The sequence below is a fragment of the Pseudomonas fluorescens genome (assembly GCF_902497775.2).
Taxonomy (GTDB): domain Bacteria; phylum Pseudomonadota; class Gammaproteobacteria; order Pseudomonadales; family Pseudomonadaceae; genus Aquipseudomonas; species Aquipseudomonas putida_F.
Genome location: NZ_OZ024668.1, coordinates 307,501 through 333,539 on the forward strand (window position 1 = coordinate 307,501; position 26,039 = coordinate 333,539).

General features: G+C 56.9%; 25 protein-coding genes. 12 read left to right on the forward strand and 13 right to left on the reverse strand.

What is annotated here, in order from left to right; all coding sequences use genetic code 11:
• The first annotated feature begins 137 nt into the window (after positions 1-137).
• The 5 genes from F8N82_RS01565 (at position 138) to F8N82_RS01585 (ending at position 4,690) form a co-directional block, all read left to right on the forward strand.
• Complete coding sequence (locus tag F8N82_RS01565) at positions 138-302, forward strand: hypothetical protein (protein WP_167332123.1); 165 nt, start codon at positions 138-140, stop codon at positions 300-302.
• Entirely contained in the window at positions 299-586 is a 288-nt protein-coding gene (locus tag F8N82_RS01570; protein WP_028944627.1) for a hypothetical protein, read from the forward strand. Before F8N82_RS01565 ends, F8N82_RS01570 begins: the two co-directional genes overlap by 4 nt.
• On the forward strand, positions 583-867 hold the full coding sequence (locus tag F8N82_RS01575; RefSeq protein WP_150776749.1) for a DUF3077 domain-containing protein: 285 nt from the start codon (positions 583-585) through the stop codon (positions 865-867). Before F8N82_RS01570 ends, F8N82_RS01575 begins: the two co-directional genes overlap by 4 nt.
• On the forward strand, positions 864-3,740 hold the full coding sequence (locus F8N82_RS01580) for a DUF927 domain-containing protein (RefSeq protein ID WP_150776750.1): 2,877 nt from the start codon (positions 864-866) through the stop codon (positions 3,738-3,740). Before F8N82_RS01575 ends, F8N82_RS01580 begins: the two co-directional genes overlap by 4 nt.
• Before the next feature lie 95 nt (positions 3,741-3,835).
• Entirely contained in the window at positions 3,836-4,690 is an 855-nt protein-coding gene (locus F8N82_RS01585) for a hypothetical protein (RefSeq protein WP_150776751.1), read from the forward strand.
• Positions 4,691-5,056: 366 nt separating this feature from the next.
• Here the strand turns inward: F8N82_RS01585 and F8N82_RS01590 are convergent, their stop codons facing one another.
• From F8N82_RS01590 to F8N82_RS01605, 4 genes are all read right to left on the reverse strand, one after another.
• Positions 5,057-5,695, reverse strand: coding sequence for a hypothetical protein (locus F8N82_RS01590; protein ID WP_338918573.1), 639 nt, complete (start codon positions 5,693-5,695; stop codon positions 5,057-5,059).
• Between the two features lie 70 nt (positions 5,696-5,765).
• Positions 5,766-7,520, reverse strand: coding sequence for a hypothetical protein (locus F8N82_RS01595; protein ID WP_150776752.1), 1,755 nt, complete (start codon positions 7,518-7,520; stop codon positions 5,766-5,768).
• Positions 7,513-7,656 carry a hypothetical protein gene (locus F8N82_RS01600; RefSeq protein ID WP_191626717.1) on the reverse strand — a complete coding sequence of 48 codons (144 nt, stop codon included), beginning with the start codon at positions 7,654-7,656 and terminating at the stop codon, positions 7,513-7,515. Before F8N82_RS01600 ends, F8N82_RS01595 begins: the two co-directional genes overlap by 8 nt.
• Before the next feature lie 138 nt (positions 7,657-7,794).
• Complete coding sequence (locus F8N82_RS01605) at positions 7,795-9,810, reverse strand: AAA family ATPase (protein WP_338918576.1); 2,016 nt, start codon at positions 9,808-9,810, stop codon at positions 7,795-7,797.
• Between the two features lie 1,421 nt (positions 9,811-11,231).
• On the opposite strand from F8N82_RS01605, the gene F8N82_RS01610 reads away from it, so the two are divergent.
• Positions 11,232-11,753, forward strand: a complete 522-nt coding sequence (locus tag F8N82_RS01610) for a hypothetical protein (protein ID WP_038999712.1) — start codon at positions 11,232-11,234, stop codon at positions 11,751-11,753.
• Positions 11,754-11,818: 65 nt separating this feature from the next.
• Here F8N82_RS01610 and F8N82_RS01615 read toward each other — a convergent pair whose 3' ends face one another.
• From F8N82_RS01615 to F8N82_RS01625, 3 genes are all read right to left on the reverse strand, one after another.
• Positions 11,819-12,187: a YcgJ family protein gene (locus F8N82_RS01615; protein WP_224793701.1), complete on the reverse strand. Its 369-nt coding sequence runs from the start codon at positions 12,185-12,187 to the stop codon at positions 11,819-11,821.
• Between the two features lie 73 nt (positions 12,188-12,260).
• Entirely contained in the window at positions 12,261-12,542 is a 282-nt protein-coding gene (locus F8N82_RS01620; RefSeq protein WP_052251627.1) for a DUF3077 domain-containing protein, read from the reverse strand.
• Positions 12,543-12,607: 65 nt separating this feature from the next.
• A complete protein-coding gene (locus F8N82_RS01625) occupies positions 12,608-12,835 on the reverse strand; it encodes a hypothetical protein (RefSeq protein WP_038998737.1) in 228 nt (75 codons plus the stop codon).
• Positions 12,836-13,300: 465 nt separating this feature from the next.
• Between F8N82_RS01625 and F8N82_RS01630 the strand changes: the two genes are divergently transcribed.
• Positions 13,301-13,903 (forward strand): hypothetical protein, encoded by a 603-nt coding sequence (locus F8N82_RS01630; protein ID WP_038998738.1) that lies wholly within the window; start codon positions 13,301-13,303, stop codon positions 13,901-13,903.
• On the opposite strand, the gene F8N82_RS01635 is transcribed toward F8N82_RS01630, so the two are convergent.
• A complete protein-coding gene (locus F8N82_RS01635; protein ID WP_038998740.1) occupies positions 13,900-14,775 on the reverse strand; it encodes an EamA family transporter in 876 nt (291 codons plus the stop codon). The two genes, F8N82_RS01630 and F8N82_RS01635, sit on opposite strands and share 4 nt — an antisense overlap.
• 95 nt (positions 14,776-14,870) lie before the next feature.
• Here F8N82_RS01635 and F8N82_RS01640 point away from each other — a divergent pair, with 95 nt between their 5' ends.
• Both F8N82_RS01640 and F8N82_RS01645 read left to right on the forward strand, forming a co-directional pair.
• A complete protein-coding gene (locus F8N82_RS01640; protein WP_038998742.1) occupies positions 14,871-15,647 on the forward strand; it encodes an AraC family transcriptional regulator in 777 nt (258 codons plus the stop codon).
• Positions 15,644-16,198 carry a nucleotidyltransferase family protein gene (locus F8N82_RS01645; protein WP_038998743.1) on the forward strand — a complete coding sequence of 185 codons (555 nt, stop codon included), beginning with the start codon at positions 15,644-15,646 and terminating at the stop codon, positions 16,196-16,198. Before F8N82_RS01640 ends, F8N82_RS01645 begins: the two co-directional genes overlap by 4 nt.
• 94 nt (positions 16,199-16,292) lie before the next feature.
• Here the strand turns inward: F8N82_RS01645 and F8N82_RS01650 are convergent, their stop codons facing one another.
• The 4 genes from F8N82_RS01650 to cra all read right to left on the reverse strand — a co-directional run bounded on the left by F8N82_RS01650 (position 16,293) and on the right by cra (position 19,725).
• Positions 16,293-16,733: a hypothetical protein gene (locus F8N82_RS01650; protein ID WP_141231049.1), complete on the reverse strand. Its 441-nt coding sequence runs from the start codon at positions 16,731-16,733 to the stop codon at positions 16,293-16,295.
• A gap of 37 nt (positions 16,734-16,770) precedes the next feature.
• Entirely contained in the window at positions 16,771-17,772 is a 1,002-nt protein-coding gene (locus tag F8N82_RS01655) for a hypothetical protein (protein WP_200889128.1), read from the reverse strand.
• A 175-nt stretch (positions 17,773-17,947) separates the two neighbouring features.
• The gene (locus tag F8N82_RS01660) at positions 17,948-18,727 is read right to left on the reverse strand and encodes a TatD family hydrolase (RefSeq protein ID WP_038998744.1); all 780 of its coding nucleotides are present in this window, start codon (positions 18,725-18,727) and stop codon (positions 17,948-17,950) included.
• 2 nt (positions 18,728-18,729) lie between these two features.
• Complete coding sequence (cra, locus tag F8N82_RS01665) at positions 18,730-19,725, reverse strand: catabolite repressor/activator (RefSeq protein WP_038998745.1); 996 nt, start codon at positions 19,723-19,725, stop codon at positions 18,730-18,732.
• Positions 19,726-20,081: 356 nt separating this feature from the next.
• Here cra and ptsP point away from each other — a divergent pair, with 356 nt between their 5' ends.
• The 3 genes from ptsP to F8N82_RS01680 are packed head-to-tail and all read left to right on the forward strand — an operon-like array spanning position 20,082 to position 25,623.
• Positions 20,082-22,940 carry a phosphoenolpyruvate--protein phosphotransferase gene (ptsP, locus tag F8N82_RS01670; RefSeq protein WP_038998746.1) on the forward strand — a complete coding sequence of 953 codons (2,859 nt, stop codon included), beginning with the start codon at positions 20,082-20,084 and terminating at the stop codon, positions 22,938-22,940.
• Entirely contained in the window at positions 22,940-23,890 is a 951-nt protein-coding gene (gene pfkB, locus F8N82_RS01675; protein WP_038998748.1) for a 1-phosphofructokinase, read from the forward strand. Before ptsP ends, pfkB begins: the two co-directional genes overlap by 1 nt.
• Positions 23,887-25,623, forward strand: coding sequence for a PTS fructose-like transporter subunit IIB (locus F8N82_RS01680; RefSeq protein WP_038998750.1), 1,737 nt, complete (start codon positions 23,887-23,889; stop codon positions 25,621-25,623). Before pfkB ends, F8N82_RS01680 begins: the two co-directional genes overlap by 4 nt.
• Here the strand turns inward: F8N82_RS01680 and F8N82_RS01685 are convergent, their stop codons facing one another.
• On the reverse strand, positions 25,624-25,854 hold the full coding sequence (locus F8N82_RS01685; RefSeq protein WP_038998751.1) for a DUF3820 family protein: 231 nt from the start codon (positions 25,852-25,854) through the stop codon (positions 25,624-25,626).
• Between the last annotated feature and the right edge of the window lie 185 nt (positions 25,855-26,039).

Consider the following 26,039-nt stretch of genomic DNA (forward strand, 5'->3'; position numbering starts at 1 on the left):
ATGGTGGCCGTGCGTGGGAGACCTTCGGGTCTGCCGGGTTCCTGTTACCCCGGTTCGCCAACCTGCGCACGGCTGCCACCCATAATCGTTTGGCGACGGTTTGTGGCAGCTCCTCACCAGTAACAGGAGCTACGCCCATGCACGCCCTCAATCCGTCTGCTCTCCAGAGCCACATTGCCGCCCTGAAGGCCCGTGCCATTGCGGCACTGCACGCCAATTCATCCCTCTCCGTCCGCTTGGCGCGTTACAACGCGGCGATGGCCCGTGCCCGCGCCCTGGAAGCAAACGGGGGTGCCCAATGACTACTCAAGTACAGCACTGCTCTCAACCCGAAGACCTGCTTTGCGTTACCGCACAGGCGCCCGCTGGCGTCCCAATAGATGCGATCACCTGTGCCGTTGAGCGAGCCCGGGCAGTGCTGTGCTTGCTGGAGGATCAGTTCGAGGCGGAGCAGGGGCAGCGCCTGGCTAACCGCGTGATTCTCGGCGCCCTGTGGGACGTACGTGGGACGCTGGAGCAGATTCATACCCTGGTCGTGCATGCCGACGACTCGACCCGCCATGTCGGGGAAAGGGGGCGGAAATGAGCGGGCGCGTTCAAGTTAATACGGCAGGTGGGGCCACTTTCTCTAAGCACAACTCGTTGAATCAACCGTTCTTCCAGGTGTGCCCTGGTATCTCCGGTGAGGAAGCTTTAGAGCAGGCTTCCGTGCTCATGGATTGCGTTAACAAATTAACTCAGTTGGCTGGCATGAGCGGCGATAACGAGTCCCTGGTATGGGCGGCACACTATCTGGGCGAGCAGGCAAAGGCTCTCATTGATGACGTGGCCACCGGGATTCAGATTGCCGAGAGTGGCGAAGCATGAGCAGGAAGATGCCCAGCTCCCGGCATCCGACCTTTGCCCAGGTCAAAGCCGCTTCCTTGGCGGCGATTGACCGCGTGCTGGCCCACTGGCTTCCAGGTGGCAAGCGCGTAGACGGTGGCAAGGAGTACACCGCACCCAACCCAACAAGAGCGGACAAGCATTCAGGTTCGCTCAAGGTGAACCTGGCCAAAGCCACCTGGTGCGACTTCGCCACCGGTGACAAAGGCGGCGATTTGATTGACCTGGTGCGCTACCTTGATCGCGGCACCGATGTGGAGGCCTGCAACAAACTGGCGGCCTTCCTGGGCGTCGAAGCGACAAATAGCACCAACGTCACACCGCCCACTAGCCAGGCCAAGAAACCAGAGTGGGTGCCCGTGTTGCCCATTCCTGAGCAGGCAATGCAGAAGGTGCTGCAAGCGCACCGGCAGCACGGTAAACCTTCCAAGGTTTGGATTTACCGTGACTCCAACGGTCAGCCACTTATGGTGTTGTACCGCTTCGACCTCGGGCCGGATGAGAGCGGCACGCCGCGCAAAGTGTTCGCGCCCCTCACTTGGTGCAAACACTCTGCAAATGACTCGATGGCCTGGCGCTGGCAGGGCTTGTCGGAGCCTCGCCCGCTGCTGCGCCTTGCTGAGCTGGCCAAACGCCCCTCGGCACCAGTAGTGCTGTGCGAGGGCGAGAAGGCCGCCGATGCCGCTGCCGAGCTGTTGCCCGAGCATGTTGCCACCTGCTGGCCTAACGGGACGAACTCTTGGCAGAAGGCTGATTTCGCTGCGCTAGTCGGGCGTGACGTGTTGCTGTGGCCAGACAACGACGTCCCAGGCTTGAAGTGCATGGATGCCTTGGCCGACCACCTGCTAAAGCTCGGAGCTGCCAAGGTGCAGACGGTAGCCTTAACGGTGTTCGGACAACTCCCTGGTATGAACGGTGAGCGCCCCACCTTCGCCCCAGGCGGTGAGTGGCGCGAAGGTGACGATGCGGCGGATGCTCAATCCAAAGGCTGGACTGCTCAACACTTGGCAGAGCTGCAGCGCACCGGGGAGCTGTTCGCCCTCGCACCTGCCGCCACACCCGCCCTCACCAAGCAGAGCAAGACCACTGGCCAGGCCAAGCCGCAACCCGAGAAGAAAACCGCCCCGGCCCCGAGCGGCTTCCGTGTCACGAAGGATGGGGTGTTCTATGCCGGTGAGGATGGCGAAGCACGCCCGGTTTGCTCACGGTTAGAGATATTGGCTCGCACCCGTGACGAAAAGGGCCACGGCTGGGGCCTGCTGGTGGAGTTCGATGACCCGGATGGGGCCAACAAGCGCCTCAACATTCCGGCCAGGGCAATGGCGGGCGACTTTGGCAAGGAAGTGCTCGCGCCACTGGTTGATATGGGGCTGAGACTGGCGCCCGTGCGCACTGCTCGCAATTCGCGCAACGATCTACAGAGCTACTTGCAGGGCTATGACAGTGCTGAGCGTGCTCGTCTGGTCACTCGTCTAGGCTGGCACGGGGATGCCTACTTGTTGCCAGATCGGCAGATAGGTGCCAGCGCCGAGTATCTGCACTTCTACGAAGCCGGTGCCCAGCTTCCGCCGATCACTCAGGCAGGGACGCTGGAACAATGGCAGCAGCAAATCGGTTCGCTTTGCGTGGGCAATAACCGGCTGGCGTTCGTCGTATGCGTGGCTTTCGCTGGGGCGGTACTGCATCTACTGGGGCACGAGTCGGGCGGTTTCCACCTGTACGGCGATAGCTCGGGCGGGAAGACCACCCACCTGCAGGTGGCTGCCTCGGTTTGGGGTGGGCCACGTCTGGTGCGCTCCTGGCGCTCTACAGACAACGCCCTGGAAAGTATCGCGGCGGCGCACTCGGACGGGTTGCTGGTGCTCGATGAGATCGGGATGTGCGACCCACGGATCATTGGGGAAACGGTCTACATGCTGGGTAACGGCACCGGTAAGGCGCGGGCCAATGATCGGGGCATGAGTGGGCGCCAAGTTCAGGAGTGGCGCTTGCTGTTTCTCTCCACCGGGGAAAAGACCTTGGCGCAACACATGGCCGAGGCAAACAAGGAATTGAAAGCCGGTATGGAGGTGCGACTGCTTGCTGTACCGGCTGACGCGAGCAAAGGGCTAGGGTTGTTCGAAGAGCTGCATGGCTTCGACGATGCCGCCGCGCTGTCGGATGCGCTCAAGGCCCGGGTGAGCCGATGCTATGGCACGCCTGCCCTGGCTTTCCTGTCGGCCCTCTGTGAGCCCGCCAAGTTGCGGGCATATGCGGCCATGGTGCGCAGCACTCTGGAGCGGTTTACCACCGAGGCATTACCTGCCAGCGCCAGCGGCCAGGCACAGCGTGCCGCAACTCGCTTCGGACTGGCAGCGGCGGCGGGTGAGTTGGCCACAGCCTTGGGCGTTACAGGATGGCCAGACGGTCTAGCGCTGCAATCCGCGCGCGTGTGCTTGGATGCTTGGTTGGCTGAACGTGGCGGTGCTGGAAACCTGGAAGGTGACGCTATCGTGGCCAGATTGCGCGGCATGGTGGAGCGCTATGGAGAAAGTCGCTTCACGCGATGGGATTCTATTGCCGCAAAGACCGATGACCATGCGCCACGTACAGCAGACCGGCTTGGCTTTCGCAGGACTATGGATCATGGCATTGGTGACTCTCTATATACGTCGGTGACCTATTACTTCCTCGGCACAACTTGGCGTGATGAGGTTTTTAAAGGAATGAACTTGCGAAATGTAAATAGAGAGCTAGTTACGCGCGGAATACTTGAGCCGAGCGGAGATGGAAAAGCCGCCCAATCCGTATCACTACCCGGAATGCCGAAAGGACGGGTTTATGTTGTGAATTCAAACGTATTGCTTAGCGACTAACTAATAGCATTTAACTAGCCGGGAGATTAGTGGCCACTTATAGGCTCGGCCTGCCTACGCCTGCGCTTACCTAAACTTAATTGTTGGAGTCCCAAATGAGCAAAAATTCTTCTATGTTGAAACAATGTCAGGTTGAACTAGCAGGTTTGAAGAAAGATCTTCCTCGGCTGAAAGCCGTCGCTGACGAGGCTGAGAAAACATTTGCCAATAGCCGTCAGGGAAGACCTGTCTATCCTCGGGATCAGATCGCGCCTTACTCGAATGCGAAAGCTAAAATTGATGAACTATCTCGAGAGATTCCACGACTTCAAGGTTTGGTTAACTGGGAGGAAGGTATAAAATCTGCTTCTGAAACCGTGCATCTGGCTAGAAAAGAAATAGCGAAAACTCAGAGCGAAATTAAAACCCTGCGCGATAAGCGAGAAACGTTGGAGTCCAAGAGGGCAGCTCTTGTTGCGAAGCACGAACGCGAATTTAGAGATGCTGAGCGGGATGAGCACCAAGCTGCCCAAGCTTACGCCCAGTCGATGGGGGGAAATGATACTGGAGTTGAGCGCAAGGCAGAAGGACTGTTGCAGAAAGCGTCCCACGCATTGGCTGTAATCAAACAGGCGCTTCAAGGTGCTAATGCAGTCTCCTCTGCACTTAGTGCTCAGCTCTCGGAGCTTGACGATGCCATTCAACAGAAGCAATCCGAGCTTGACAGTTTGAACTCAAAAGTCCTCCAGGCAGCTCGATTCTATTGGGCGGACCGATTTGAAAAGGCTGCACAGGAACTGGCGATCCTAGCTGCCCACGTTTCAGCATCTGATAAATTACTGGGGTATGGTGATAGCTTAACCGATCTCTACATTCCAACTATGTCGCCGGAAAAAGCTCATTTCATTTCTCATCGTAGGATTCTGGATCGACGCAGCCATGTCAAATTTGAACAGCTGACAGATATTTAAACCCCCCAAAGCTGCCTAAAGCCAGCTTCACTACCCGATCCAAACACCATACTCGGATTGAGTGATGGTGTTTGGTTCATATGAATTAGGGCGAGTGCCGTCTGTTTTCAGTGAGAACCGCGCCGCTATTTTTAGTATGGACCTGTACTCCCTGGAAGCTGCCTCTATTGATGTGAGTTTTTCCGACGGCATAGTTCGTTTGACTTTACTAATCACCTCTGAAACGGCAGGGGCAGAACTCGCGCTTTCACTGGCTGAAGCCACCCAAAAATCTTAAGCCACTAACGTTGTAGCTCAGTTGCGGCCGGGGGGCGTCCGCTGCAATGACGGATCAGCCGTCAGGCTATGTGCGACTGACTTCGCCATTCAGATTCTGAAGGCGGTGCCTACGTCATATAAAAAGCCGTTGCGGATCGCTATTTTGGTTTTCTCCAGGCTTCCAAGCATGTGGTTTACAGGAACCTTAGTCTTGCCAAATATGAATGAAGTCGATTCAGAAACTCGTTGGCGCTCATTCACTGGACTCGCGATCACTGCGAAGAGCAAGGAACCAATTAATGCTAACGGAAACTGGATTTTCCCGTTCCGCGTGCCGACGTAGAGGGCGTTTACAAACTCCACCTTCTCCGAGAGTTTGCCTTCATGAAGTAGTGAGCAGCGCATGACTTTATAGACAAGATCTTCGAATTCTATATATGTGCTCGACTCGCTAGCGCCCGAGATTTCAAACGAAAGGCTAGTTGTTTTAGCTGGTGTTCCATTGGTTAGTGACCAGAGAATGAAAGGCAGGGCGTCTTTCAGAAATTTTTTACAGCGCTGAGATGTCTTACTTCCTGGATAAAGCAGCTTGGCTGTACCGTCGATGGCAATTGCAAGTTGGATGAACGCATTTTCGGCATCTCCTATAGCGAGCTTGGTTGCGCATTCCTGAATTCGTGCTGCAATGGTCAATAGTGACACCCCTGCGGTCTGATAGCGTATATACGATAATTTGCTGGCTTCCAAAACGGGCTACCGTTGTGGTGGTGAGGCGCCCAATAGTAAAACTTTGAGCGCCTTGCTCTGCACCATACAGCTATGGCACCTCAGGCTCAACCAATGTGGAAATCATATGTTTGATTGTGAGATTTGCCAGTTTTGACCCTAGTCCAGAAAAGTTATCTTGGTTGGACCTGACATGCATTGCATCGTTATAAATTACCGCGAGCAAAAAATGAACCTCAGGAACAGAGACTCCCGTCGATTGGGCGAACTGTAATTTATTAACGGTTTTGTGTGTTGATAGAAATTCGTCCTCGAACTCGTCGTCTATTAAGTCGAAGCTTAGTTTTTCTACCTGTCTGCGCACTCCGCTACAAACTGCAAGGGGGTCGAAGGTTTTGCCTTCGATATATCGTTTCAATTGATTCGCGCAGTGTGCAGAAAATTGAGACGCCTTAGCGAGTCCAGCAGAAAGATTGAGGGCCTGAAACTCGTTAGTAAGATCTATATCATCAGAGTGAAAGTGCAGGAAGTGCTTCGAAATTGCCTCCGATATCGTAGGATCCTCTCGTTTCGATATGATGCTTTCAACTGCTTTGTCCGACACCGCAATTTTGTTTAGGTGGCAAACTTTCTGGTCGCTAAACGTGAAGTTTCTAAAAAAACCAGGGTTTAAGTGTGTCATGATTAATGGGAAAATTTGACGGCCTTCAGATTTTAGCTCTGAAATCATTTGGGTCAAATAGTACTGGCAGGCAACTAGATTGGCGTCGTCTAGATAGTCGAATATCTCATCTATAACTAAAATAATGGCCTTGTTTTTCTTGAGCTGTAGCTTAGCCTTTTTCAGCTGAGCGACAAAACAAATGATGTCTCGTTCTCCGTTAGAGATTTGATTTGCCTTCGGGAAGGCAATTACGAGTCCGTCGCCTGTTTCTTTTGGTTGGATGTTACGCCATGTGCCTTTAAGGGAAGTGAAATCCTCAATATAGGTTGCTTTCTCGAACACATAGTTAGCGCGCTCTCCTGCCTTTTTAAAGTTTGCCTTGTCGCTGGCATGAGTATCACCAACCTGCAGTGCTGCGAGGATAGCCTCGATTTGCGAGGTGTAATTTATTCCAGATTCCGCAAAGGCCTCCAAAATGCCACTAACAAAGTCAATGGCTAATACTGCTTGTATTGTATCATCCTCAATGTTGGCAAGAATTTGCTCTGAATTACCATTTTTTTCGTTGATCTCATCCCGTAGAGCTTTTATTGCTTTTTTTACACCGGCCTGTGCTTGTTTAGAAAAATCGATCTGATTCCAAATTTTGGCCATAGCACGGTTGTCGGTTAGAATATTGTAAATGTTCGGTAGGACTTTACCATTTTTTCCGAAGCTTACCTTTGCCGCTGCATAGGAGTAACTAAACTTAGCTTTTTCAGGAATTTTTTTGATCAGAACGACTGGAGTGACTTCAATTGCTGAGGTGACGATATTGGCACCTCCAATTCTGAGTTTTTTTGCTTTTGAAACCAACTGACTATTAATTACATGAACGCCAAATTCTGTGGCTAGTTCATTTCTGGTGTGGTTCGCTTCTTTTTCAAGCTTGCTTCCATCCTGCATGGTAAAGCTGATTTTAAGAGAAGGATTGAGATCTTCGTCTCCTTTGTGGCACTCATCCTTGTCTAATTCCATCCTCTTCGAACGCAGCGAGCGAAAAGCAGCAGTGATGGAGCTTTTTCCAAATCCGTTGGGGGCTACAACGAGAGTCGGTTTATTTGGAATTAACTGAACATCAAAAGCAGCATTTTCGATCCCCTTAACATTGGCTATGGTGATTCTATCTATTCTTTTAATCATGAAAAGTCTTGCCTTTTTCAAGGTGTTTTGTTATTTCGCTACCGCGAGCCTGCGTTTTCGTAAAAGCACGAATCGAAAAAGTATTTGCTGATTTAGGAGCTTCGCCTAGTCTAAAATAAAATACTAGTTTGGACATGGGGTCTCCTGGCCGAATGTCGGTAACGCTCTTTAAAAACAGTCGAGGCAATCCCCATAGTTCGATGGCATGACATCAAGAATGACTTTTTGACATCTGACCATCCAGCCGGGAGAGGGTCCCGGCTGGATGTACAGATTATTTCAGTGCAGCGTTGATATCTTTGAATAACGCTGTAAATCGAGCAAGAGTGTCATCGGTACAGTTTTCAGCGATATTTGCCACGAAAGCCGCAGCCACAGCGTAATGGTTATAACCTCCGGAAGGGCGGATTTTTATGCTGTGGGTTGTGAGATACTTTTCAATTCGTCCGACAATTCGATCCCCTGGTGGAAGGTCCGATTGGGTAATGGCTTTATGACCAAGCTCTTTCTGAAATAATTTTGAGAAAACCATCATGTATCTATCAGGGTCAAGCAAATCCTCGACATCTGTCGCAACACTGTCTTCCCCGATTTTTGAAAGATCACGGAACTGAGAGAAATTGAATACCGATTTTTTCTTCAGCAATTTCTGCTGAATTAAAGACTCAAGTTTTTGCTCCGGTTTTCCGTTGTAATCATGCAGCACTGCAAGATTAAGGCCATTCGCCCCCAACAAGGATACAAATGTGGCAACATTGCTTAAGCCGCCAACTGGCACGATGGTGGCATTATTAATTAGTCCCACCTCCCCAGCAGTCTCGACTATATGGGACATAGCCTGCAATATCGACAACTCTGAAATGCCTTCAACCAAGAGATTGAACTTGGTAACGAATAAGTTTTGAGCCAAGTTCCAACCAAGTGCTGCTTGGAGAGGGAAAATGGTACGAGGGTCAGAGCCTGAAAGGTTATCCGAAACCACTGTACCAATCTTAACCTTGTCTTCCACTACACGCACCTGATGCAGTCTGTCAGAATGCACCATGAATGGCGAGTGAGTGGTATATATTACTTGATAGCTTTCAGACAGGTGATCGATGTAGCTGAGGAAATCTGTCTGTGCAAGCGCGTGAAGAGCAAGTGCAGGCTCATCAAGTAGGAGCACCAAAGAATTATTACCAGCATTACCGCTCGCGTCGAGCTGGTGCTGAACACTATCGAACCATACAAGAAAGCTAAAGAACCAGATGAATCCGCGACTGCGTTGATCAAACGGGGTAGAAACACCACGATGACGGCGGTTTCTAATCCTGAGATAGATGTTTGGACCATTATTGAATGGGGCGGCGTCGGAGGTGTCTGGGCGAATGTCTATTTCGACTTCAAGGTCTTCATTCTGCTTCCAGAACTCTAGAACCTGGTCAGTTAGGCTGATAGAAACAGCTTCTATCTGCGATTTTAGTTCCTCGTAGGATTTACCGTTATCGAAATCGGACAAATCTACCTCGGCCATCCGAAGCAGTGCAAGGACCGCTTGGTGCTTTGGCTCGATCTGTTTGCTCGCATTAGCAGGGTCAGCCGCCGCAGCCTTTACTCGCTGCTTGAGATCGAGAAGGTTCAGCTTTCCGGGTAGTAAATCGTAATCGCTGAAATACAAAAAGCTGGGTATCGATGGTTTCAAATTTATCAATACTTCATAAGCAGAAATATGATTCCAGCCCTTGCTCACATCTGCGGCACCTATCCTTTTTTTCAACGACTCAATCAGCGTAGTATCCGCATCATTTGGGGATTCAAATTCTTCGAGGATCTTGAAGGCGGATCTGATAGTCGTTGCATCCTTGAGAATAGCTCTCACTCCTTCACTCAATGCCATGTTTGATGACATTTTCTTGAGGGCGGGCCCATCAGTTACGTTAACAGAGTTTGTCCGCTGGTTTTTATAATCAAAAGTTATCGAAAACTCAAAGCCTTCGGTTAAGTCGGTGCCAACCAGCTTATTAACTCTATCGAGCTCGCTCGCAACAGGCCTGTATGTCAATTCAGCCGCAACGTCCGGATTATCTTCATGCCGCTTCCTGTAAGCGGTTACATCTTTCCTAGGGTAGTCATCCGTGATGTTAAAACCCTCTTTCCCCAAAGAATCATTGGCCTTGTGCAATGCTTTGAGAAAAACTGTTTTTCCGGCCTCATTCATGCCGACCAGTACAGTTACTTCGGAATCAATGGTCACCGTTTGTGGTTCATTGATTGAGCGAAAAGGCCCAACAGTTGCGCGTACGAGCTTCATGCTTTCATCCTTTGATAACACAGTCGCACCAGTAACATGGCATTGGGCCATGACGTCCGGGTTTGTAGCTGAGAATACCCATCCCCATCGGTAGAGTCTAGGCGCCAGCTCGTGGAGGTTTACGTCGTTTTTGGATGAAGTGCCAGCAGGCATCCCATACCTGAAGGGCCTTAAGACTCGCTGACTATTAACCTACGCATCGTGATGATCCATGGGTGTGCCGCGCGCAGGATGCGTATTTTATTGGTCAGATTCGCTACAGACGCCTAGTGACTTCCAAATTCAAAGGGGGGCGTCCGACGCGGTGTTGTCTCACCAAGGCAGTGTAAGTTTCGAGAGCCAAGGGTGTAAGCTAGAGCCGGGTAATGACCGAACTGGGCCTAGCTAACCCTCGTGAAACGTCGTTGAGGCGATTAACGTAAATAGGCTCGGATCCTCTGTCTCGACTATACATACCCGTCCTCCTCCTGCTGGCCGGCCTTTAGCACTGGTGTGGTGTACCAACCTAACTTGCTTAATAGCCACCTCAAGCCCCATTCCTTAGCGGTCCACCTGATTCTAACGGGTACGGAACACCTTTTGTGTTCCTGCACCTTCGTGTTCCACATGTTCGCAATGGTGTTCCTGGGCTACAGGTCCCGTGGCTCCTGGTTTCCAGCGCTTTCGGAACACCAAGAACACCAAGAACACCGGCTTTTTAATGGTTACCACTCCCCACGCCCCGGAAAGGGCTGATGCCAGCAGCGAGCCAAGCCCCTGTTCTTCCCGAATTGGCTAGCGGCCGCTTTGCCGGGGTCCGGACCAGAAAGCCTGCGGCTCATCGTTAGCGCCCCCTGCGCTGCCTTTTTTTGGGTCCTCCCCATACCCCCCTCCCTACACGGGTACGGGGACTCGCGGTTTCCCTGCAGCTGAGATTTTCCTTGGGATGTCCGTCTTCTGTTTCATTCGGTTGAGACCCAAACGATCCCGAAAACTTGACTTGACGCTTGCTGTAAGAGCGCGGCTGCATCTCAGCCGTTAGCCGACCGGCCAGCTAAGCGGTCAGAAGACAGGCAGGCAGAGTTGCTGCTCGGCGGGATGTGTCTTGCGATGCCGCCGAGGCAGGGGGCGAGGGTGAATTGGGTTTTAGGTATATGGTTAGGTATACGGTTTGGAAATATAGAGGCTAGAGGTCAATAAATACGGGGTCTATGGGTGCCTAATTCGACTCCTGTCTCCGGCACCAGATATCGGATTTCTAGCAGTCTAAGATCTCCACGAAGCTCCCAACAAAGCCCGCCTTCTGCGGGCTTTGTTGTTTCTGGTTTATCCTGATCTCTTGTTGTCTATCTACTGGTCCAAGGACTAATTAGGGACATTCAGCTGGTACCACTGATGAGTATTGCGGATAATGGAAGCCATGGAATCACGGAGTGTCCAGCGTGACAAAATGGAAGTTAGCCTTAGTTGGTCTAGTGTCACTGTCCCTCGCGGCCTGCGAGAACGCACCCTCTTATGAGTTCGAAGGCACGTACTTCATAACTGAAGGTGAGGACTGCACGGTTCCGGAAAGTGCGGAAGATAGCGAGAAGTATTTTTTGGAAATAACCAAGAAAGTACACAATGGGAGCGTGTCGTACTCCGCTAAGCTCCCATCAGTTGCAAAAGCCGAAATGCCAATTACTAGCGTGCAAAACGCCTCGCCAAGCAAAGACAATGAACTCACGTTCAACTTCACTCACGCCAAGGTGACCGGCGCCGTGCCGGGAAATTCAAAGATGAGTTTCGAAATTTCGGTAGTGCCCAATAAAAACAAGGAAAACCATCTATGGCTGACTAAACAAAAGGCCATCATGGTTCGGGACGAGAAAGTAACCGAGTACGATGTTCTTGATAATTTGAGAAGATTTTTCGAGCTCGGGAAGGTAGGGGCTTGCTTGAGAAAAGGTACAGCGGAGGGCTGAGTACAACAGGGAGGCGGTGTTGGCGAGGATAGTCAGACTCGCTCAACCTCGCCCGCCACCTTCGGTCATTCACCAAACAGCGCTTTGGTGTATTTTTTAGAGATGGCCCCAGATCGCTCCCCGTTCGCGCCGTAGTAGCGATCTTCGCGACACAGACGCTCTTTTACGTCGCAGAATATCCCGTTAGCGAAGGTGAATTGGGTCAGGTCAACGTCGCTCGATGTGAAGACGTCGGTCGTCGCTGCCTTCTTGCCTAGGTACTTTTCCGTTAGCTCGCGGGAGATGCCTTTGTCATTGGCGCACACGTAACGGTCGCAGAGCACGCCCGACGCAGGCGTTTTCAGCGTGACTCGCTGTTTGGCGTGTGCGGGCATCACGCCCACGGCCAGTAGCAGCGCCAAAGAAAACAAAAGAGGTGATTTATTCATACTCATTGGACTTCATTCTGTGGATCAGCAGGTTAGCAGACCATGTTAAGGCAAATAGGTTTCTACGAGACCAGGCAATTCATTGCGAACGGCTATTCGCCGTCGCCAAATCCTCAACCAACGCCTTCGCCATCCCGCTCAGAAAATGAGCCGCACAAGCCATCGCTTCATCCTCTTCGATCATCGCTTGATGAGTCAGCTTGCTCACGCACCCCATCAGCAACGCCGCCTGCTCCAGAACAAAATCCGCACTATGCCCTGGTTCAACCCGAAACAGTCGTTCAGTGGTCTTCCCGCTCGGGCCTTCGCCGAATGTGCCGACGCCTATCGTTTTCAGAACTGAAGCATGATCATCGTTCATCCATACCTCCTAAAGCAGGCAGCCAGCCTTGCCTAAGCAACACTGGCGCTCTTCTGAAATTAACCTCAGTGCTTCAATTGAACCTTGCTCAAAGCCACTTCAATCAAGCTTCGGGCGTGTTCAATCTCATGCATGGTGGCCAAGGTCAGTACCTGCCCAGGCGGTCTGGGATGCAGTAGCACCGTTTGTTGGGCAATAGTCAGCGCGCAGACTAGATATTCGGAAGTCTGGACGAGCAGGTCTTCAAGGAATTGGTTGGGATGATGCGGTGGATCTGGGACGATTTTTAACATGGTGTCTCCCCGGTGAGTGGAGCCGCCACGAATCTGCTGTCAAACAAATGGGTGGCAACTGTACGTGGGTTGACAGACCGAACACCGGAGAACTCGGCGCACACGAAGGTGCCCCACGCACAATCGCCATAAAGGCTTGCGCATGTCCACGGTGTAGTCGGCCTGTCAAAACCGGTCGTTGAATTGCCAACGACCGGTCGAGACTAGAGTCCTACCGGGACCACTGCAATGCTTTAAAAGCGGCAAAAGTATGATTGGGAAATGGACTACAGGGAATCAGGAAATTCTGAAGATTTCCGCCGTTAAAGTACCGTTCTCGCGACTATTCGTTACAAATCAACGCAACCCACTGGTGACCCTGCCATCACCCACGCCATCATAGGAGGTCACCGCAACCTGGCCCGGCCAGGCGCTGCGTTATGTACGAAGGGCAACGAAAGCCCTCTTTTTCTGCTGGGGCGATGGATGAAACAAGGGCGAGTGTGGGCGCTGATGTTGATGGTTGCGGTCTTGTCGGGCTGCGCCACGGCGCCGCCGAGGGATCAGAACAATCTGTGCAATATCTACCGCGAGTACCCAGACTGGTACGAAGATTCGCTGAAGATGCAGCAGCAGTTCGGCACGCCGCAACATGTGGCGATGGCGATCATGAAGCAGGAAAGCAGTTTCGTCTCTGATGCGCTGCCGCCCCGCGATTACTTGCTGTGGGTAATCCCGTGGGGGCGGGTGAGTTCGGCCTATGGTTATGCACAGGCCCAGGACCCGGTCTGGGGTGAGTACAAGACTGGCACCGGCAATGGCGGCTCACGCGACAACTTCGATGACGCGGTAATGTTCATTGGCTGGTACACCGCCGGCACCCAGCGCCAGTTGGGGATTTCCAAGTGGGATACCTACAACCAGTACTTGGCCTATCACGAAGGGCGCGGCGGTTTTAGTCGTGGGACCTATCGCAGCAAGCCGTGGCTGATGCAGGTGGCGCGCAAGGTGGAGGCGCAGTCGCGGCTCTACGGTGCCCAGCTCAAGGCCTGTCGCCAGGAGCTGGAAGATGATCGCGGTTGGTTTTAGCGCGCTCGGCGCAGCAGCGGGCGGGTCTTGATCAGCCCAGTTACAAGGGCCGCCAGAATCAGGGCAATGGCAATGCCTTCGTTGCGGTCTATATGGTGGCCGAGCATGACGATGGAGCCGGCGATGCCGAATACCGGGATCAGCAACGACAGCGGCGCGACGGTTGAAACCGGGTACTCGCGCAGCAACAGGTTCCAGCCCCAGTAACAGAAGTGCGTCGCCGCATAGACCTGGAACAACAGCGATAGCAGCGCGATGCCCTCAACGTGGCTGGCCAGGGCGGTGAACGGCGCGCTGCCATGGTTGAGCCAGGTGAGCAGCAGCAAGGGGATCGGCGGGAAGAGGCTGGCCCACACCACAAAGGCAAACATCTCACGCACTTTCGTGCGTTTGATGATGACGTTGCCCAGGCTCCAGCTGAAGGCGCTGACCAGCACTACGCTGTAGCCCGCGGTCGTCGCCTGGCCGGGGCTGTTGGCGATAATGCAGATCAAGCCCAGGGCGGCGAGTACCACGCCAACGCACTGGCCAAGGCTCATGCCTTCGCGAAACAGCAGCACGCCCCACCCCAAGGTGAAGAAGGCACTGAACTGGATCAGCAGGGCAGCGGTGCCCGGTGGCACGCCCAGGCTGATCCCTAAGTTGATCAGCGCCCACATCGCCACGCCGAAGATCAAGCCATAAGCGGCGAGCCAGCCCAGGGCCACGGGCGGGCGTTTGATGAAGAAAATCCAGGGCAGGGCGGCGAGGCTGAAGCGCAGGGCGGTGAGCAACAGCGGGTCGATCTCGGCCAGGGCCAGTTTGCTGATGGGGAAGTTCAGGCCCCAGACGGCTGTCACCAGCACGGCGAGCAGCAGGTGTTTTCGTTGCATGGTGTTGTTATCCACAGGCGGGCAGGGCGCAACTATGCGCAATGCAGGGGCTGGCCCGCTTGCGCTAACGGGTCGTAGGTCGGTAGATTCGGGCCATGATTGAAATTGACCCGTATGAACACATTCCCCGCGATGCAGTGGTGACCGCCGTCGACTATGCCGATGGCCATCACTTCGCCCTGCATACCCATCGGCGCGGGCAGTTTGCCTATGCGGCCTGTGGGGTGATCACCGTGTTCACGCGCCAGGGCAACTGGGTGGTGCCGCCGCAACGGGCGATCTGGGTGCCGGCGCAGGTGCCCCATGAGATGGCCATGAGCGGGCCGGTGACCATGCTCAACACCTACATCAGCAACGAGGCGGTGGCGCGTTTGGGGTTGCCGGGGTTGTGTCAGGTGTTCGATGTGTCGGCGTTTTTGCGCCAGTTGCTGATTCAGGCGGCGCAGGTGCCGGCGCTGTATGCGGAAGCGGAGCGCGACGGTCATTTGATGGCCTTGCTGCTGCACGAAATCGCCAGCATGGCGCCGCTGTCGCTGAACGCGCCGCTGCCGGATGATCCGCGCCTGGCCCAGGCGTGCCAGCGGCTGTTGCAGCAACCGTCGCTTGAAGTGAGCATCGATGACATGGCCCGGCAGGTGGGCAGGAGCCGGCGCACGTTCACCCGGCTGTTTCGGCAGCAAACCGGTATCAGCTATGTCGAATGGCGCCAGCAAGCATGCCTGTTGGCAGCGGTGGTGCGCCTGGGCAATGGCGAGCCGATTACCCGGGTGGCGGTGGACCTGGGCTATAGCAGCCCGAGTGCGTTTACCAGTGTGTTTCGCAAGGTGCTGGGAGCGGCGCCAAGTCGGTATTTCAGCAAGGAAGCGCTATGAATCATGAAGCACGGGTGCAGCAGATTATCTCGACCGATGTGCGCAGGTGGCAGGTGCTTGAGGTGGTCCGGCGCCTGGACCTTGCGGACTGCTGGATCGGTGCCGGGTTTGTTCGCAATGCGGTGTGGGATTACCTCCACGGCCGTACGCCGTCACCGCTCACCGGGGACGTGGATGTCATCTGGTTTGATCCGGCTCGGGCAGACGCTACCGAAGACCAACGCCTGGAAGCGACGTTGCGCGAGCTGGCTCCCGGCATCGACTGGTCGGTAAAGAACCAGGCGCGCATGCACAGCCGCAACGGCGATGCGCCCTACAGTTCATCAGCCGAAGCGATGTCCTTCTGGTGTGAAACGGCTACCGCCATTGCGGTACGACGCACTGCTGAAGATGTATGTGAAGTGTCGGCGCCTTTGGGGCTTGATGACTTGTTCGAGCTGTTGCTCAGGCCGAGCCGGCGTTTTGTGGTAGAGAAGCGGTCGGTCTATGAAGAGCGGATTGTGGCCAAGGCGTGGTTGAGCAAGTGGCCACGGTTGCACTGTGTTGGCTGACATCGACGGGTTGAGAAAACTCCGCTGTTCTTGCTTGATTTCTCTAAAGGTGTCACCTCGAAAACACTAACGACACGCCTGCTGAAAGAATCTACTACATACAAACTTTCGAATCCCAGCCTTTATCATCAACATACGCAATCTGAACAACGTTTGCGCTACCGCCAGGTCCTGCTTTTAAGCAGAATTTTTTCACAAAACCAAATGTTGGATTTGTTGGATCCTCAAAGCGCGCGTTTATGTAAACTTCATAAACCCTTCCTGGCTGTAGAGCTTCTGCACGATCTGAGACAATTGCCCCTTTAGGAGTGACTCCGTAGGGAATACAGATATCGCTCGAAAGGGGCTGTTGTTGACCTGTGGGGTAAGCAAATGACCAAACGATCTTTGAAGGAGACACCGCGGAATCATAAACCTCTAGAGCCGCCAGCCGAGGAGCCGAGTCACCACGATATGAACCCCATGCCCCCACAGCAAAGCAAGCCGCTCCCATGACCTCCCTCACTTCAGCCTCCTGCATCCGTACGTCAGTCACGCACGCCACCAATGACACCGATAATCCCAGAACGGAACTAAGGCAGGTTAACTGGCGACGCCGGATTTTCAATGAATTCACTGAGCACATCCTCATAAAGCCACAGGTGGTCTGAGTATTCATACATTCTCATTGCCCTGGGGGAATCCAAGAATTTTAATACGAAATAGTCCGCTAAAACCTCTCCCTGAGCCTCCATGTTATAATCGCTCAGTCGACGACCTTCTGCTAGCGTGTAATTATAATCAAGGCTGATTCGCGCTGCACCTCGCCAAAAAACCGGGTACCCCAGCTGATGCTGCCACACATGCACCATTTCATGAATAAACCAGCGCTTATCTCGCACTTCAGTAGAAAAATCTTCTTTAAAGTCCGCCGGGTGAAAGTATATGTTTCCGTTCGGCGCAATAGCCATTAGCTGAGGTTGAAATGGCAAATATTTTTTGTTGTAGACCCTCACGGCGCCATAATCAATTGACTCTTTGAAAAGTAAGCGTGCGAACCTCTTTTCTCCTTCCGTCAGGTAGCGATAACCCTTTTTTATCGTGACAGTTTTTACCGAGATACCATAGCCTTCTTCGGAGGTTTCAATACCCTTAAGCTCAAAGGATGGTGAAAACTGTTCGACGTGCCCGTGATCGCAGCACACATTCATTTCATCTACTAAAAATTCAATCCTCTCCACCCGCACCGCATTGGCGCTCTTAATTCTCTCAGTGCAGCCCGCAGTATCAATACATCCCCCAACAATCTTGCCATCACCCAACGTCACTCGGTATCTGGTGCCGGGTGGCACTCCATCCTCGCCAGACACAATTTTCAACTGCTCGTCGAACCGTCGACACTCACACACCCAACTGAGCCCTTGCTTATCTAGAATCTCACAGCCCGTTTCAGCATTTCGCAATTCAACACCCATAACAATTTCACCGCTGGCGGAATGAAACTGCAAGGAGTTGAATCTTTCACCAAAGGAGCTTTGCAACTTCAACATAACATCTAGATGTGTTTCGCAGTGACTGCCCTTGACCTGTGTCATTTTTCAAGCCTCATGGCAGAAATATAAACGATTGGGTCGAGCTGAGCGGTGATGGTCATGTATCCATGATTGGCCATAAGCGTTACTCCCTGTAGTCAGAGAGCGCAGCCTAGATTCGAATAAGTTGATGGGTATGTAGGTCGTTTCCGAAAATTGTTGCTTTGGCCTGAAAGATCTACGCCCAACCAAACAACTCACAAGCATTACCCGTACTCACCTCAGCCAGCCGCTCAACCTCAATCCCCATGATCGCGGCCAGCGCCTGGGCAATCTGCGGCAGGTGCTCCGGGCTGTTGCGCACGCCGGGGAACATCACCGGGGCCATGTCTGGCGCGTCGGTTTCCAGCACCACGCTGTCCAGCGGTAACTGTGGCAGCACCTTGTGCAGGCGCAGCGCTTGCGGCCAGGTCGCGGCGCCGCCCAGGCCCAGTTTGAAGCCGAGCTTGTGGTACTCGCGGGCCTCTTCGACGCTGCCGGCAAAGGCGTGGATGATGCCGCCGCGCTTGAGCTTGTAGCGCTTGAGCGTGGCGATCACCACCGCGTGGCTGCGGCGCACGTGCAGCAGGGCGGGCAGGTTGCAGTCCGCGGCCAGTTGCAGCTGGGCTTCGAACAGCGCCTGTTGGCGCTCGCGGTCGAGTTCGGGCAGGTAGTAATCCAGTCCGAATTCGCCGACGGCGCACAGCTGGCGCTCGCCCCGCAGGCGGGTCAGCCAGTCGCCCAGTGCGCTCAGGTGTTCGGGGCGGTGCTGGTCGAGGTAGACCGGGTGCAGGCCGAACGCGGCGTACAGTTGCGCGTCGCTGCGCACCAGGTCCCAGACGCGCTGCCAGTTGTCCTGATACACCCCCAGCACCACCATGCGCTCGACCCCGCCAGCCCGGGCGTTGGCCAGTAGGGCCGGGCGGTCGGGGTCGAAGTCTGGAAAGTCCAGGTGGGTGTGGGTGTCGATCAGGCGCATGCTCAGGCCGTGAAGAGTCGCTGTTTGAAGGTTCGACCGATGGCGTGCACACCGGGTTCGTATTGCTTCTGTTCAACGGCGGCGAGGGCCAGTTTGAGCGCGGTTTCGGCGATCAGGCCGTGCTGCTGGGCCATGGCGTTGACCGGCAGCGGCAGGAAGTCGAGCAGTTGGTTGTCACCGAAGGTGCCCAGTTGCAGGCTGCGCGAGTCGGCCGGGCGCGCTTGCAGTACGTCGAACACGCCTTGCAGCAGCACGTAGGAGGTGGTCACCAGGGCGTCGGGCAGGCGGCCGAGTTCTTCGATCAGTTGGTTCATCAGGCGCTGGCCGCACTCGCGGCTGAAGGCTTCGCCTTGCAGGCGGCTGATCTTGCCGCTGAAGCCTTCCAGGGCCTGATCGAAACCGCCAGCGCGGGCCTGGCTGACGCTGAGCTCCGGGCGGGCGCCGATCAGGGCGATGTGCGCAGGCTTGCTGGCCAGCAGGCTGCGGGTCAGTTGCTGGCTGGCGTTGCGGTCGTCGCTGACGATCGAGCAGAAGTGCGCCGGGTCGAGGCTGCGGTCGATGGCGATAATCGGCATACCCTTGGCTTGCAGTTCGCGGTAGCTGTCGTCTTCTGGCGGCAGGCAACTGGCGACGAACAGGGCGTCACAACGACGGGCGCGGAACAGCTGCTGCAACTGGCGCTCGCTGTCGGGCTGATCGTCGCTGCTGGCGATCAGCAGTTGGTAACCCTGGGCCCGGGCGCGTTGTTCCAGTTGCTTGGCGATGCGTGCGTAGCTGGGGTTTTCCAGGTCGGGGAGGATGAACCCGAGGGTACGCGTGTGCCGGCTGCGCAAGCCCGCGGCTTGGGGGTTGGGGGTGAAGCCATGGGCTTCGACCACCGCCCGCACCCGCTCGACAGTGCTGTTGCTGATGCGTTGCTGTTCGGCCTTGCCATTGATGACGTAGCTGGCGGTGGTGACGGACACACCGGCCAGACGCGCGATATCGCTGAGTTTCACCGCATTTTCCTTGTTATTACCGAGACTGGCTGCAGAGCCTGACCGGGTATTGTCGCCGATCCTGGGAGGAGGGCGCAGACGACCATTGTCGCAATTGTCCTACAAGATGGGCAATGTTGTTCACAGTTCTAGCGGGCTTGCCCCGCGATGAGGCCCCTGCCGCCCCGCAATACGACAAGCAGGGCTTCATTGATCCCACATTATCGAGTAACGTGCTCGTGAATTTAGATTAAACGTTTCAGCAGGCGATTTTTCTGCCGATCCATTCGCCTGGACAGGGCCATTGCAACTGGCCCTCAGCTGAACAATTCACAACAATACCTCAGCACCGACCTGGTGCTGCAAAGGAGAAGGTCATGCTCGAGCTCACCGTGGAGCAGATATCCATGGGCCAGTCGGCTGTGGATAAGTCGGCGGCACTGCACCTGTTGGCCGAGCGCCTGGTCAGTGATGGCCTGGTTGCCGACGGCTATCTGGCCGGGCTGCAAGCCCGTGAAGCGCAAGGCTCGACCTTCCTCGGCCAAGGTATTGCCATCCCCCATGGCACCCCGCAAACCCGCGAGCTGGTGCATGCCACCGGCGTGCGCCTGCTGCAGTTCCCCGAGGGGGTGGACTGGGGCGACGGCCAGAGGGTCTATCTGGCCATCGGCATCGCCGCTCGCTCCGACGAGCACCTGCGCCTGCTGCAACTGCTGACCCGCGCCCTGGGCGAGACCGATCTGGCCGAAGCCCTGCGCCGTGCCAGCTCCGCCGAAGCCTTGCTCAAATTGCTGCAAGGCGCGCCCCAAGAGCTGGCGCTGGATGCGCAAATGATCGGCCTGGGCGTGCCCGCCGAAGATTTTGACGAGCTGGTATGGCGCGCCGCACGCCTGCTGACCCGCGCGGAATGTGTCGGCGGTGGCTTTGCCGGGGTGTTGCAGCAGGTTGATCCGCTGCCGCTGGGCGAGGGTCTGTGGTGGCTGCACAGCGAGCAGGCGGTGCGCCAGCCGGGTCTGGCCTTCGTCACCCCGGAGCATCCGCTGCGCCACAATGGCCAGCCGGTGCATGGCCTGTTCTGCCTGGCCAGTCTCGGTGCCGCGCATCAGGCCTTGCTTGAGCGCCTGTGCACGCTGTTGATCGAAGGCCGCGGCCAGGAGCTGTGCCGCGCCACCAACAGCCGCACTGTGTTGGAAGTGCTGGGCGGCGAGTTGCCCGCCGACTGGCCCAGCGCGCGTATCGGCCTGGCCAACGCCCACGGCCTGCATGCGCGTCCGGCCAAGGAACTGGCGCAACTGGCAAAAAATTTCGAAGGCGAGATTCGCCTGCGCCTGGTCGACAGCGGCCAGCCGGCGGTGTCGGCCAAGAGCCTGAGCAAGCTGCTCAGCCTCGGCGCACGGCGTGGGCAGATGCTGGAAATCATCGCCGAACCAAGCATCGCCAACGATGCCTTGCCCGCACTGCTGGCCGCCATCGCGGCGGGCCTGGGTGAGGAGGTCGAGGCGCTGGCGCCGGTCGTCGAAGCGGTCATCGAAGTGATGGCCGAGCCTGAACGTGTGGCGCCGGTAGCCGGTGCGCTGATCCAGGGTGTTGCCGCCGCACCGGGCATTGCCAGTGGCCCGGCGCATGTCCAGGTGCTGCGCGAGTTTGACTATCCGCTGCGCGGTGAGTCGCTACCCATTGAGCGGCAACGCCTGCAGCAAGCACTGGCCAATGTGAACCACGAGATTGAAGCACTGACCCAGCGCAGCCCGGCCAAGGCCATCCGCGAGATTTTTGTTACCCATCAGGAGATGCTCGCCGACCCGGACCTCACCGACGAAGTCGACCAGCGCCTGCGCCAGGGCGAAAGCGCGGCCGCCGCCTGGATGGCGGTGATCGATGCCGCTGCGCGTCAGCAGGAGTCCTTGCACGACGCGCTGCTCGCCGAACGTGCTGCCGACCTGCGTGATATCGGCCGACGGGTATTGGCCCAGTTGTGCGGCGAAGCCGAAGTGCCGGCGCCGCAGCAGCCTTATGTGTTGGTGATGGAAGAGGTCGGCCCCTCTGATGTGGCGCGGCTCGACCCACAACGGGTAGCCGGAATTCTTACCGCCCGTGGTGGCGCCACCGCCCATAGCGCCATCGTCGCCCGCGCCCTGGGCATTCCCGCTGTGGTGGGTGCTGGCGATGCCGTGCTGCTTATCGCCCCGGGCACACCGTTGCTGCTCGACGGCCAACGCGGCCGCCTGACCGTCGCCCCAGCCGCTGACGAACTCGAACGGGCCCTGGCCGAACGCGACCGCCGCGAGCAACGCCTGCAAGCCGCCAAGGCCCGGCGTCTGGAGCCGGCGATCACCCGTGACGGCCATGCCATCGAGGTGTTCGCCAATATCGGTGAAAGCGCCGGGATTGAAGCAGTGGTTGATCAGGGCGCCGAAGGCGTTGGCCTGCTGCGCACCGAACTGATTTTCATGGCCCACCAACAAGCCCCCGACGAAGCGGTGCAAGAGGCCGAATACCGCCGCGTGCTCGATGGCCTTGCCGGGCGCCCGCTGGTAGTGCGCACCCTCGATGTCGGCGGCGACAAACCCTTGCCTTACTGGCCGATCGCCAAGGAAGAAAACCCCTTCCTCGGCGTGCGCGGCATTCGTCTGACCCTGCAACGCCCGCAAGTGATGGAAAGCCAGTTGCGTGCCTTGCTGCGTGCTGCAGGTGATCGGCCGCTGCGGATTATGTTCCCGATGGTCGGCCAGCTCGAAGAGTGGCGCCAGGCCCGGGCCATGGTCGAGCGCCTGCGCGAGGACATCGCCGTCAGCGACCTGCAACTGGGGATCATGATCGAGGTGCCGTCGGCTGCCTTGCTGGCGCCAGTGCTGGCCCAGGAAGTGGACTTTTTCAGCATCGGCACCAACGACCTGACCCAGTACACCCTGGCCATCGACCGTGGCCACCCGAGCCTCTCGGCGCAAGCCGACGGCCTGCACCCAGCGGTGCTGCAACTGATCGACATCACCGTGCGCGCCGCCCATGCCCACGGCAAGTGGGTGGGGGTGTGCGGCGAGCTGGCGGCGGATCCGCAGGCGGTGGCGGTGTTGCTTGGCCTTGGCGTCGATGAGCTGAGCGTTGCCGCAAGGAGCATTGCCGAGGTGAAAGCCGAAGTACGTGAACTGAACTTTGAACATGCCCAGCAGCTGGCGCGCCAAGCGTTGCTGCAGGGCAGTGCCGGCGCAGTGCGGGCACTGGTGGAGACCCGTTGATGGCCAAGATACTGACCCTGACCCTGAACCCGGCGCTGGACCTTACCGTCAGCCTCGACAGCCTGCATGCAGGTCAGGTCAACCGCAGCCAGGCGCAGCACAGCCACGCCGCCGGCAAAGGGCTGAACGTTGCCCAGGTGCTGGCCGATCTGGGCCACAGCGTCACCGTGGGCGGCTTTTTGGGCCGCGACAACCTGGCGCCGTTCGAGGCCCTGATCGCCCGCCGTGGCTTTGCCGATTGCTTCGTGCGGGTGGCGGGCGAGACCCGTTGCAACATCAAGCTGGTCGAAGCCGATGGCCAGGTTACCGATATCAACGGCCCCGGCCCGCAGGTCGATGAACAGGCGCGCCTGGAGCTGTTGACCCGTCTGGAACAGATCGCCCCCGGCCACGATGCGGTGGTGGTCGCTGGTAGCCTGCCGCGCGGTATCAGCCCGCAGTGGCTGCAGATGCTCCTGGCCCGGCTCAAGGCCATGGGCCTGAAAGTGGCCCTGGACAGCAGCGGCGAAGCCTTGCGCGCCGGGCTTGCCTGCGGGCCTTGGCTGGTCAAGCCGAACACCGATGAACTGGGCGAAGTGCTCGGTAGCGCTGTGCATGACTTTGCTGAACAGCAACAAGCAGCCTCCAAGTTGATCGGCCAGGGCGTCGAGCATGTGGTGGTGTCCCAGGGCGAGCAGGGCGTCAACTGGTTCCGCCAGGGCATCGCCCTTGGCGCACTGCCGCCCAAGGTCAAGGTGGCCAGTACCGTTGGTGCCGGTGATTCGCTGCTGGCGGGCATGGTCCATGGTCTGCTGAACGCCGACACGCCTGCGCAAACCCTGCGCCGGGCTACGGCGATTGCCGCCCAGGCGGTCACCCAGATCGGCTTCGGCATCAATGACCGGGCGCAACTGGCGCAGCTGGAAAGCCAGGTGCAGCTGACAGAAGAACAACAAGAGGGTTGCAGATGAACATTGCCATCGTCACCGCCTGCCCCAATGGCCAGGTCTCCAGTGTGCTCAGTGCGCGCCTGCTGGAGGCGGCGACCCTGCGCCAGGGCTGGAGCACCAGCGTCGAAGTGCACGACCCGCAGCAACCCGAGCGCCAGTTGTCTGCAGCGGCGATTGCCGCAGCCGACTGGGTGCTGGTGATCAACACCGGCCCGCTGGACCTGCGCCGTTTTGCCGGCAAGCGCCTGTACCAGAGCACCCCGGCGCAAGCGCTGGCGGATGTGGAAAACTTTCTGCGTGAAGCGGCCGACAAGGCTGTGGTCTATCAGCCCGAAGCTGAGCAGCTTGCAGCGCCGGTAGAGCGCAGCGCCAAAATCGTTGCTGTCACCGCCTGCCCGACTGGCGTGGCCCATACTTTCATGGCCGCCGAGGCGTTGCAGCAGGCGGCGCAGCAACTGGGCTATGCGCTCAGTGTCGAGACCCAAGGCTCGGTAGGCGCGCGTAACCCCTTGTCGGCAGCGGCCATCGCCGAAGCCGATGTGGTGCTGCTGGCGGCCGACATCGAGGTGCCCACTGCGCGCTTTGCCGGCAAGCGCATCTATCGCTGCGGTACTGGCGTGGCCCTCAAGCAGGCCCAGGCCACGCTGAAAAAAGCCCTGGCCGAAGGCCGCGAAGAAACTGCCACGCAAGGCGAAAACGCAGCGCCTGCGCGCAGCGAAAAAACCGGGGTGTACAAGCACCTGCTCACCGGCGTGTCGTTCATGCTGCCGATGGTGGTGGCTGGTGGCTTGCTGATCGCGCTGTCGTTCGTGTTCGGAATCGAGGCTTACAAAGAGCCCGGCACATTGCCTGCCGCTTTGATGCAAATTGGCGGTGATGCGGCGTTCAAACTGATGGTGCCGCTGCTTGCCGGTTACATTGCTTATTCGATTGCCGACCGTCCGGGCCTGGCACCGGGGATGATTGGCGGCCTGCTGGCCAGCACCCTCGGCGCGGGTTTTATCGGCGGTATCGTCGCAGGCTTTCTCGCCGGCTACAGCGCCAAGGCCATCAGCCGCTGGGCGCGCTTGCCCAGCAGCCTTGAGGCGCTCAAGCCGATCCTGATCATCCCGCTGCTGGCCAGCCTGTTCACCGGTCTGGTGATGATTTATGTGGTCGGCAAACCGGTGGCCGGCATGCTCGAAGGCCTGACCCATTTTCTCGACAGCATGGGTACCACCAACGCGATTCTGCTCGGCGTGTTGCTCGGCGGGATGATGTGCGTCGACCTCGGCGGGCCGATCAACAAGGCGGCCTATGCGTTCTCCGTCGGGTTGTTGGCTTCGCAGAGTTATGCACCGATGGCCGCGACCATGGCCGCCGGCATGGTGCCGCCCATTGGCCTGGGCATCGCCAGCTTCATTGCCCGGCGCAAGTTCGCCCAGAGCGAACGCGAAGCCGGCAAAGCGGCGCTGGTGCTGGGCCTGTGCTTCATTTCCGAGGGGGCGATTCCGTTTGCCGCCAAGGACCCGCTGCGGGTGATCCCGGCCAGTGTCGTCGGCGGCGCGCTGACCGGCGCCTTGTCGATGTATTTTGGCTGCAAGCTGATGGCGCCCCATGGCGGCCTGTTCGTCATGCTGATCCCCAATGCGATCAACCATGCCTTGCTGTACTTGCTGGCGATTGTCGCTGGCAGCCTGCTGACGGCGCTGGTGTATGCCGTGCTCAAGCGCGGTGAAGGGGTGGAGTTGGCGGTACAGCCGGCCAAGGCCTGATCAGGTGCGCGGGCGCGGGTACTTCTTGCGCAGGGGTACCAGCAGGTCGCTCAGGCCGTTGTGATCGACCTCGTGCATCAGCGCCAGCAGGCTGCCCAGCTCGCCCTTGGGAAAGCCCTGGCGGGCGAACCAGTTGAGGTAATGACCAGGCAGGTCGGCGATCAGCCGGCCCTGGTACTTGCCGTAGGGCATTTCGCGGGTGACCAGCAGGACGAGGGCTTCCGGGTTCATGGCAACGCTGTTCTTTGAAGGGATGGGGCCAACATACATGCAATCTGCATGAAGGCCAAAGGACAGTTCATGCAGAACGCGTGAAAGTCATAAGTTCATTTAATTTCAAGTCATTGAAATATAGCGATATTTTTCAAGTTGTCAGGCTGGCACGAACCCTGCTCCGATCTATTGCATCTTCCCTC

Coding starts and splice junctions, on each gene's coding strand:
- F8N82_RS01565 (WP_167332123.1), top strand. CDS start 138: ATGCACGCCCTCAATCCGTCTGCTCTCCAGAGCCACATTGCCGCCCTG.
- F8N82_RS01570 (WP_028944627.1), top strand. CDS start 299: ATGACTACTCAAGTACAGCACTGCTCTCAACCCGAAGACCTGCTTTGC.
- F8N82_RS01575 (WP_150776749.1), top strand. CDS start 583: ATGAGCGGGCGCGTTCAAGTTAATACGGCAGGTGGGGCCACTTTCTCT.
- F8N82_RS01580 (WP_150776750.1), top strand. CDS start 864: ATGAGCAGGAAGATGCCCAGCTCCCGGCATCCGACCTTTGCCCAGGTC.
- F8N82_RS01585 (WP_150776751.1), top strand. CDS start 3,836: ATGAGCAAAAATTCTTCTATGTTGAAACAATGTCAGGTTGAACTAGCA.
- F8N82_RS01595 (WP_150776752.1), bottom strand. CDS start 7,520: ATGATTAAAAGAATAGATAGAATCACCATAGCCAATGTTAAGGGGATC.
- F8N82_RS01600 (WP_191626717.1), bottom strand. CDS start 7,656: ATGTCCAAACTAGTATTTTATTTTAGACTAGGCGAAGCTCCTAAATCA.
- F8N82_RS01605 (WP_338918576.1), bottom strand. CDS start 9,810: ATGAAGCTCGTACGCGCAACTGTTGGGCCTTTTCGCTCAATCAATGAA.
- F8N82_RS01615 (WP_224793701.1), bottom strand. CDS start 12,187: ATGAGTATGAATAAATCACCTCTTTTGTTTTCTTTGGCGCTGCTACTG.
- F8N82_RS01620 (WP_052251627.1), bottom strand. CDS start 12,542: ATGAACGATGATCATGCTTCAGTTCTGAAAACGATAGGCGTCGGCACA.
- F8N82_RS01625 (WP_038998737.1), bottom strand. CDS start 12,835: ATGTTAAAAATCGTCCCAGATCCACCGCATCATCCCAACCAATTCCTT.
- F8N82_RS01630 (WP_038998738.1), top strand. CDS start 13,301: ATGAAACAAGGGCGAGTGTGGGCGCTGATGTTGATGGTTGCGGTCTTG.
- F8N82_RS01635 (WP_038998740.1), bottom strand. CDS start 14,775: ATGCAACGAAAACACCTGCTGCTCGCCGTGCTGGTGACAGCCGTCTGG.
- F8N82_RS01640 (WP_038998742.1), top strand. CDS start 14,871: ATGATTGAAATTGACCCGTATGAACACATTCCCCGCGATGCAGTGGTG.
- F8N82_RS01645 (WP_038998743.1), top strand. CDS start 15,644: ATGAATCATGAAGCACGGGTGCAGCAGATTATCTCGACCGATGTGCGC.
- F8N82_RS01655 (WP_200889128.1), bottom strand. CDS start 17,772: ATGACACAGGTCAAGGGCAGTCACTGCGAAACACATCTAGATGTTATG.
- F8N82_RS01660 (WP_038998744.1), bottom strand. CDS start 18,727: ATGCGCCTGATCGACACCCACACCCACCTGGACTTTCCAGACTTCGAC.
- ptsP (WP_038998746.1), top strand. CDS start 20,082: ATGCTCGAGCTCACCGTGGAGCAGATATCCATGGGCCAGTCGGCTGTG.
- pfkB (WP_038998748.1), top strand. CDS start 22,940: ATGGCCAAGATACTGACCCTGACCCTGAACCCGGCGCTGGACCTTACC.
- F8N82_RS01680 (WP_038998750.1), top strand. CDS start 23,887: ATGAACATTGCCATCGTCACCGCCTGCCCCAATGGCCAGGTCTCCAGT.
- F8N82_RS01685 (WP_038998751.1), bottom strand. CDS start 25,854: ATGAACCCGGAAGCCCTCGTCCTGCTGGTCACCCGCGAAATGCCCTAC.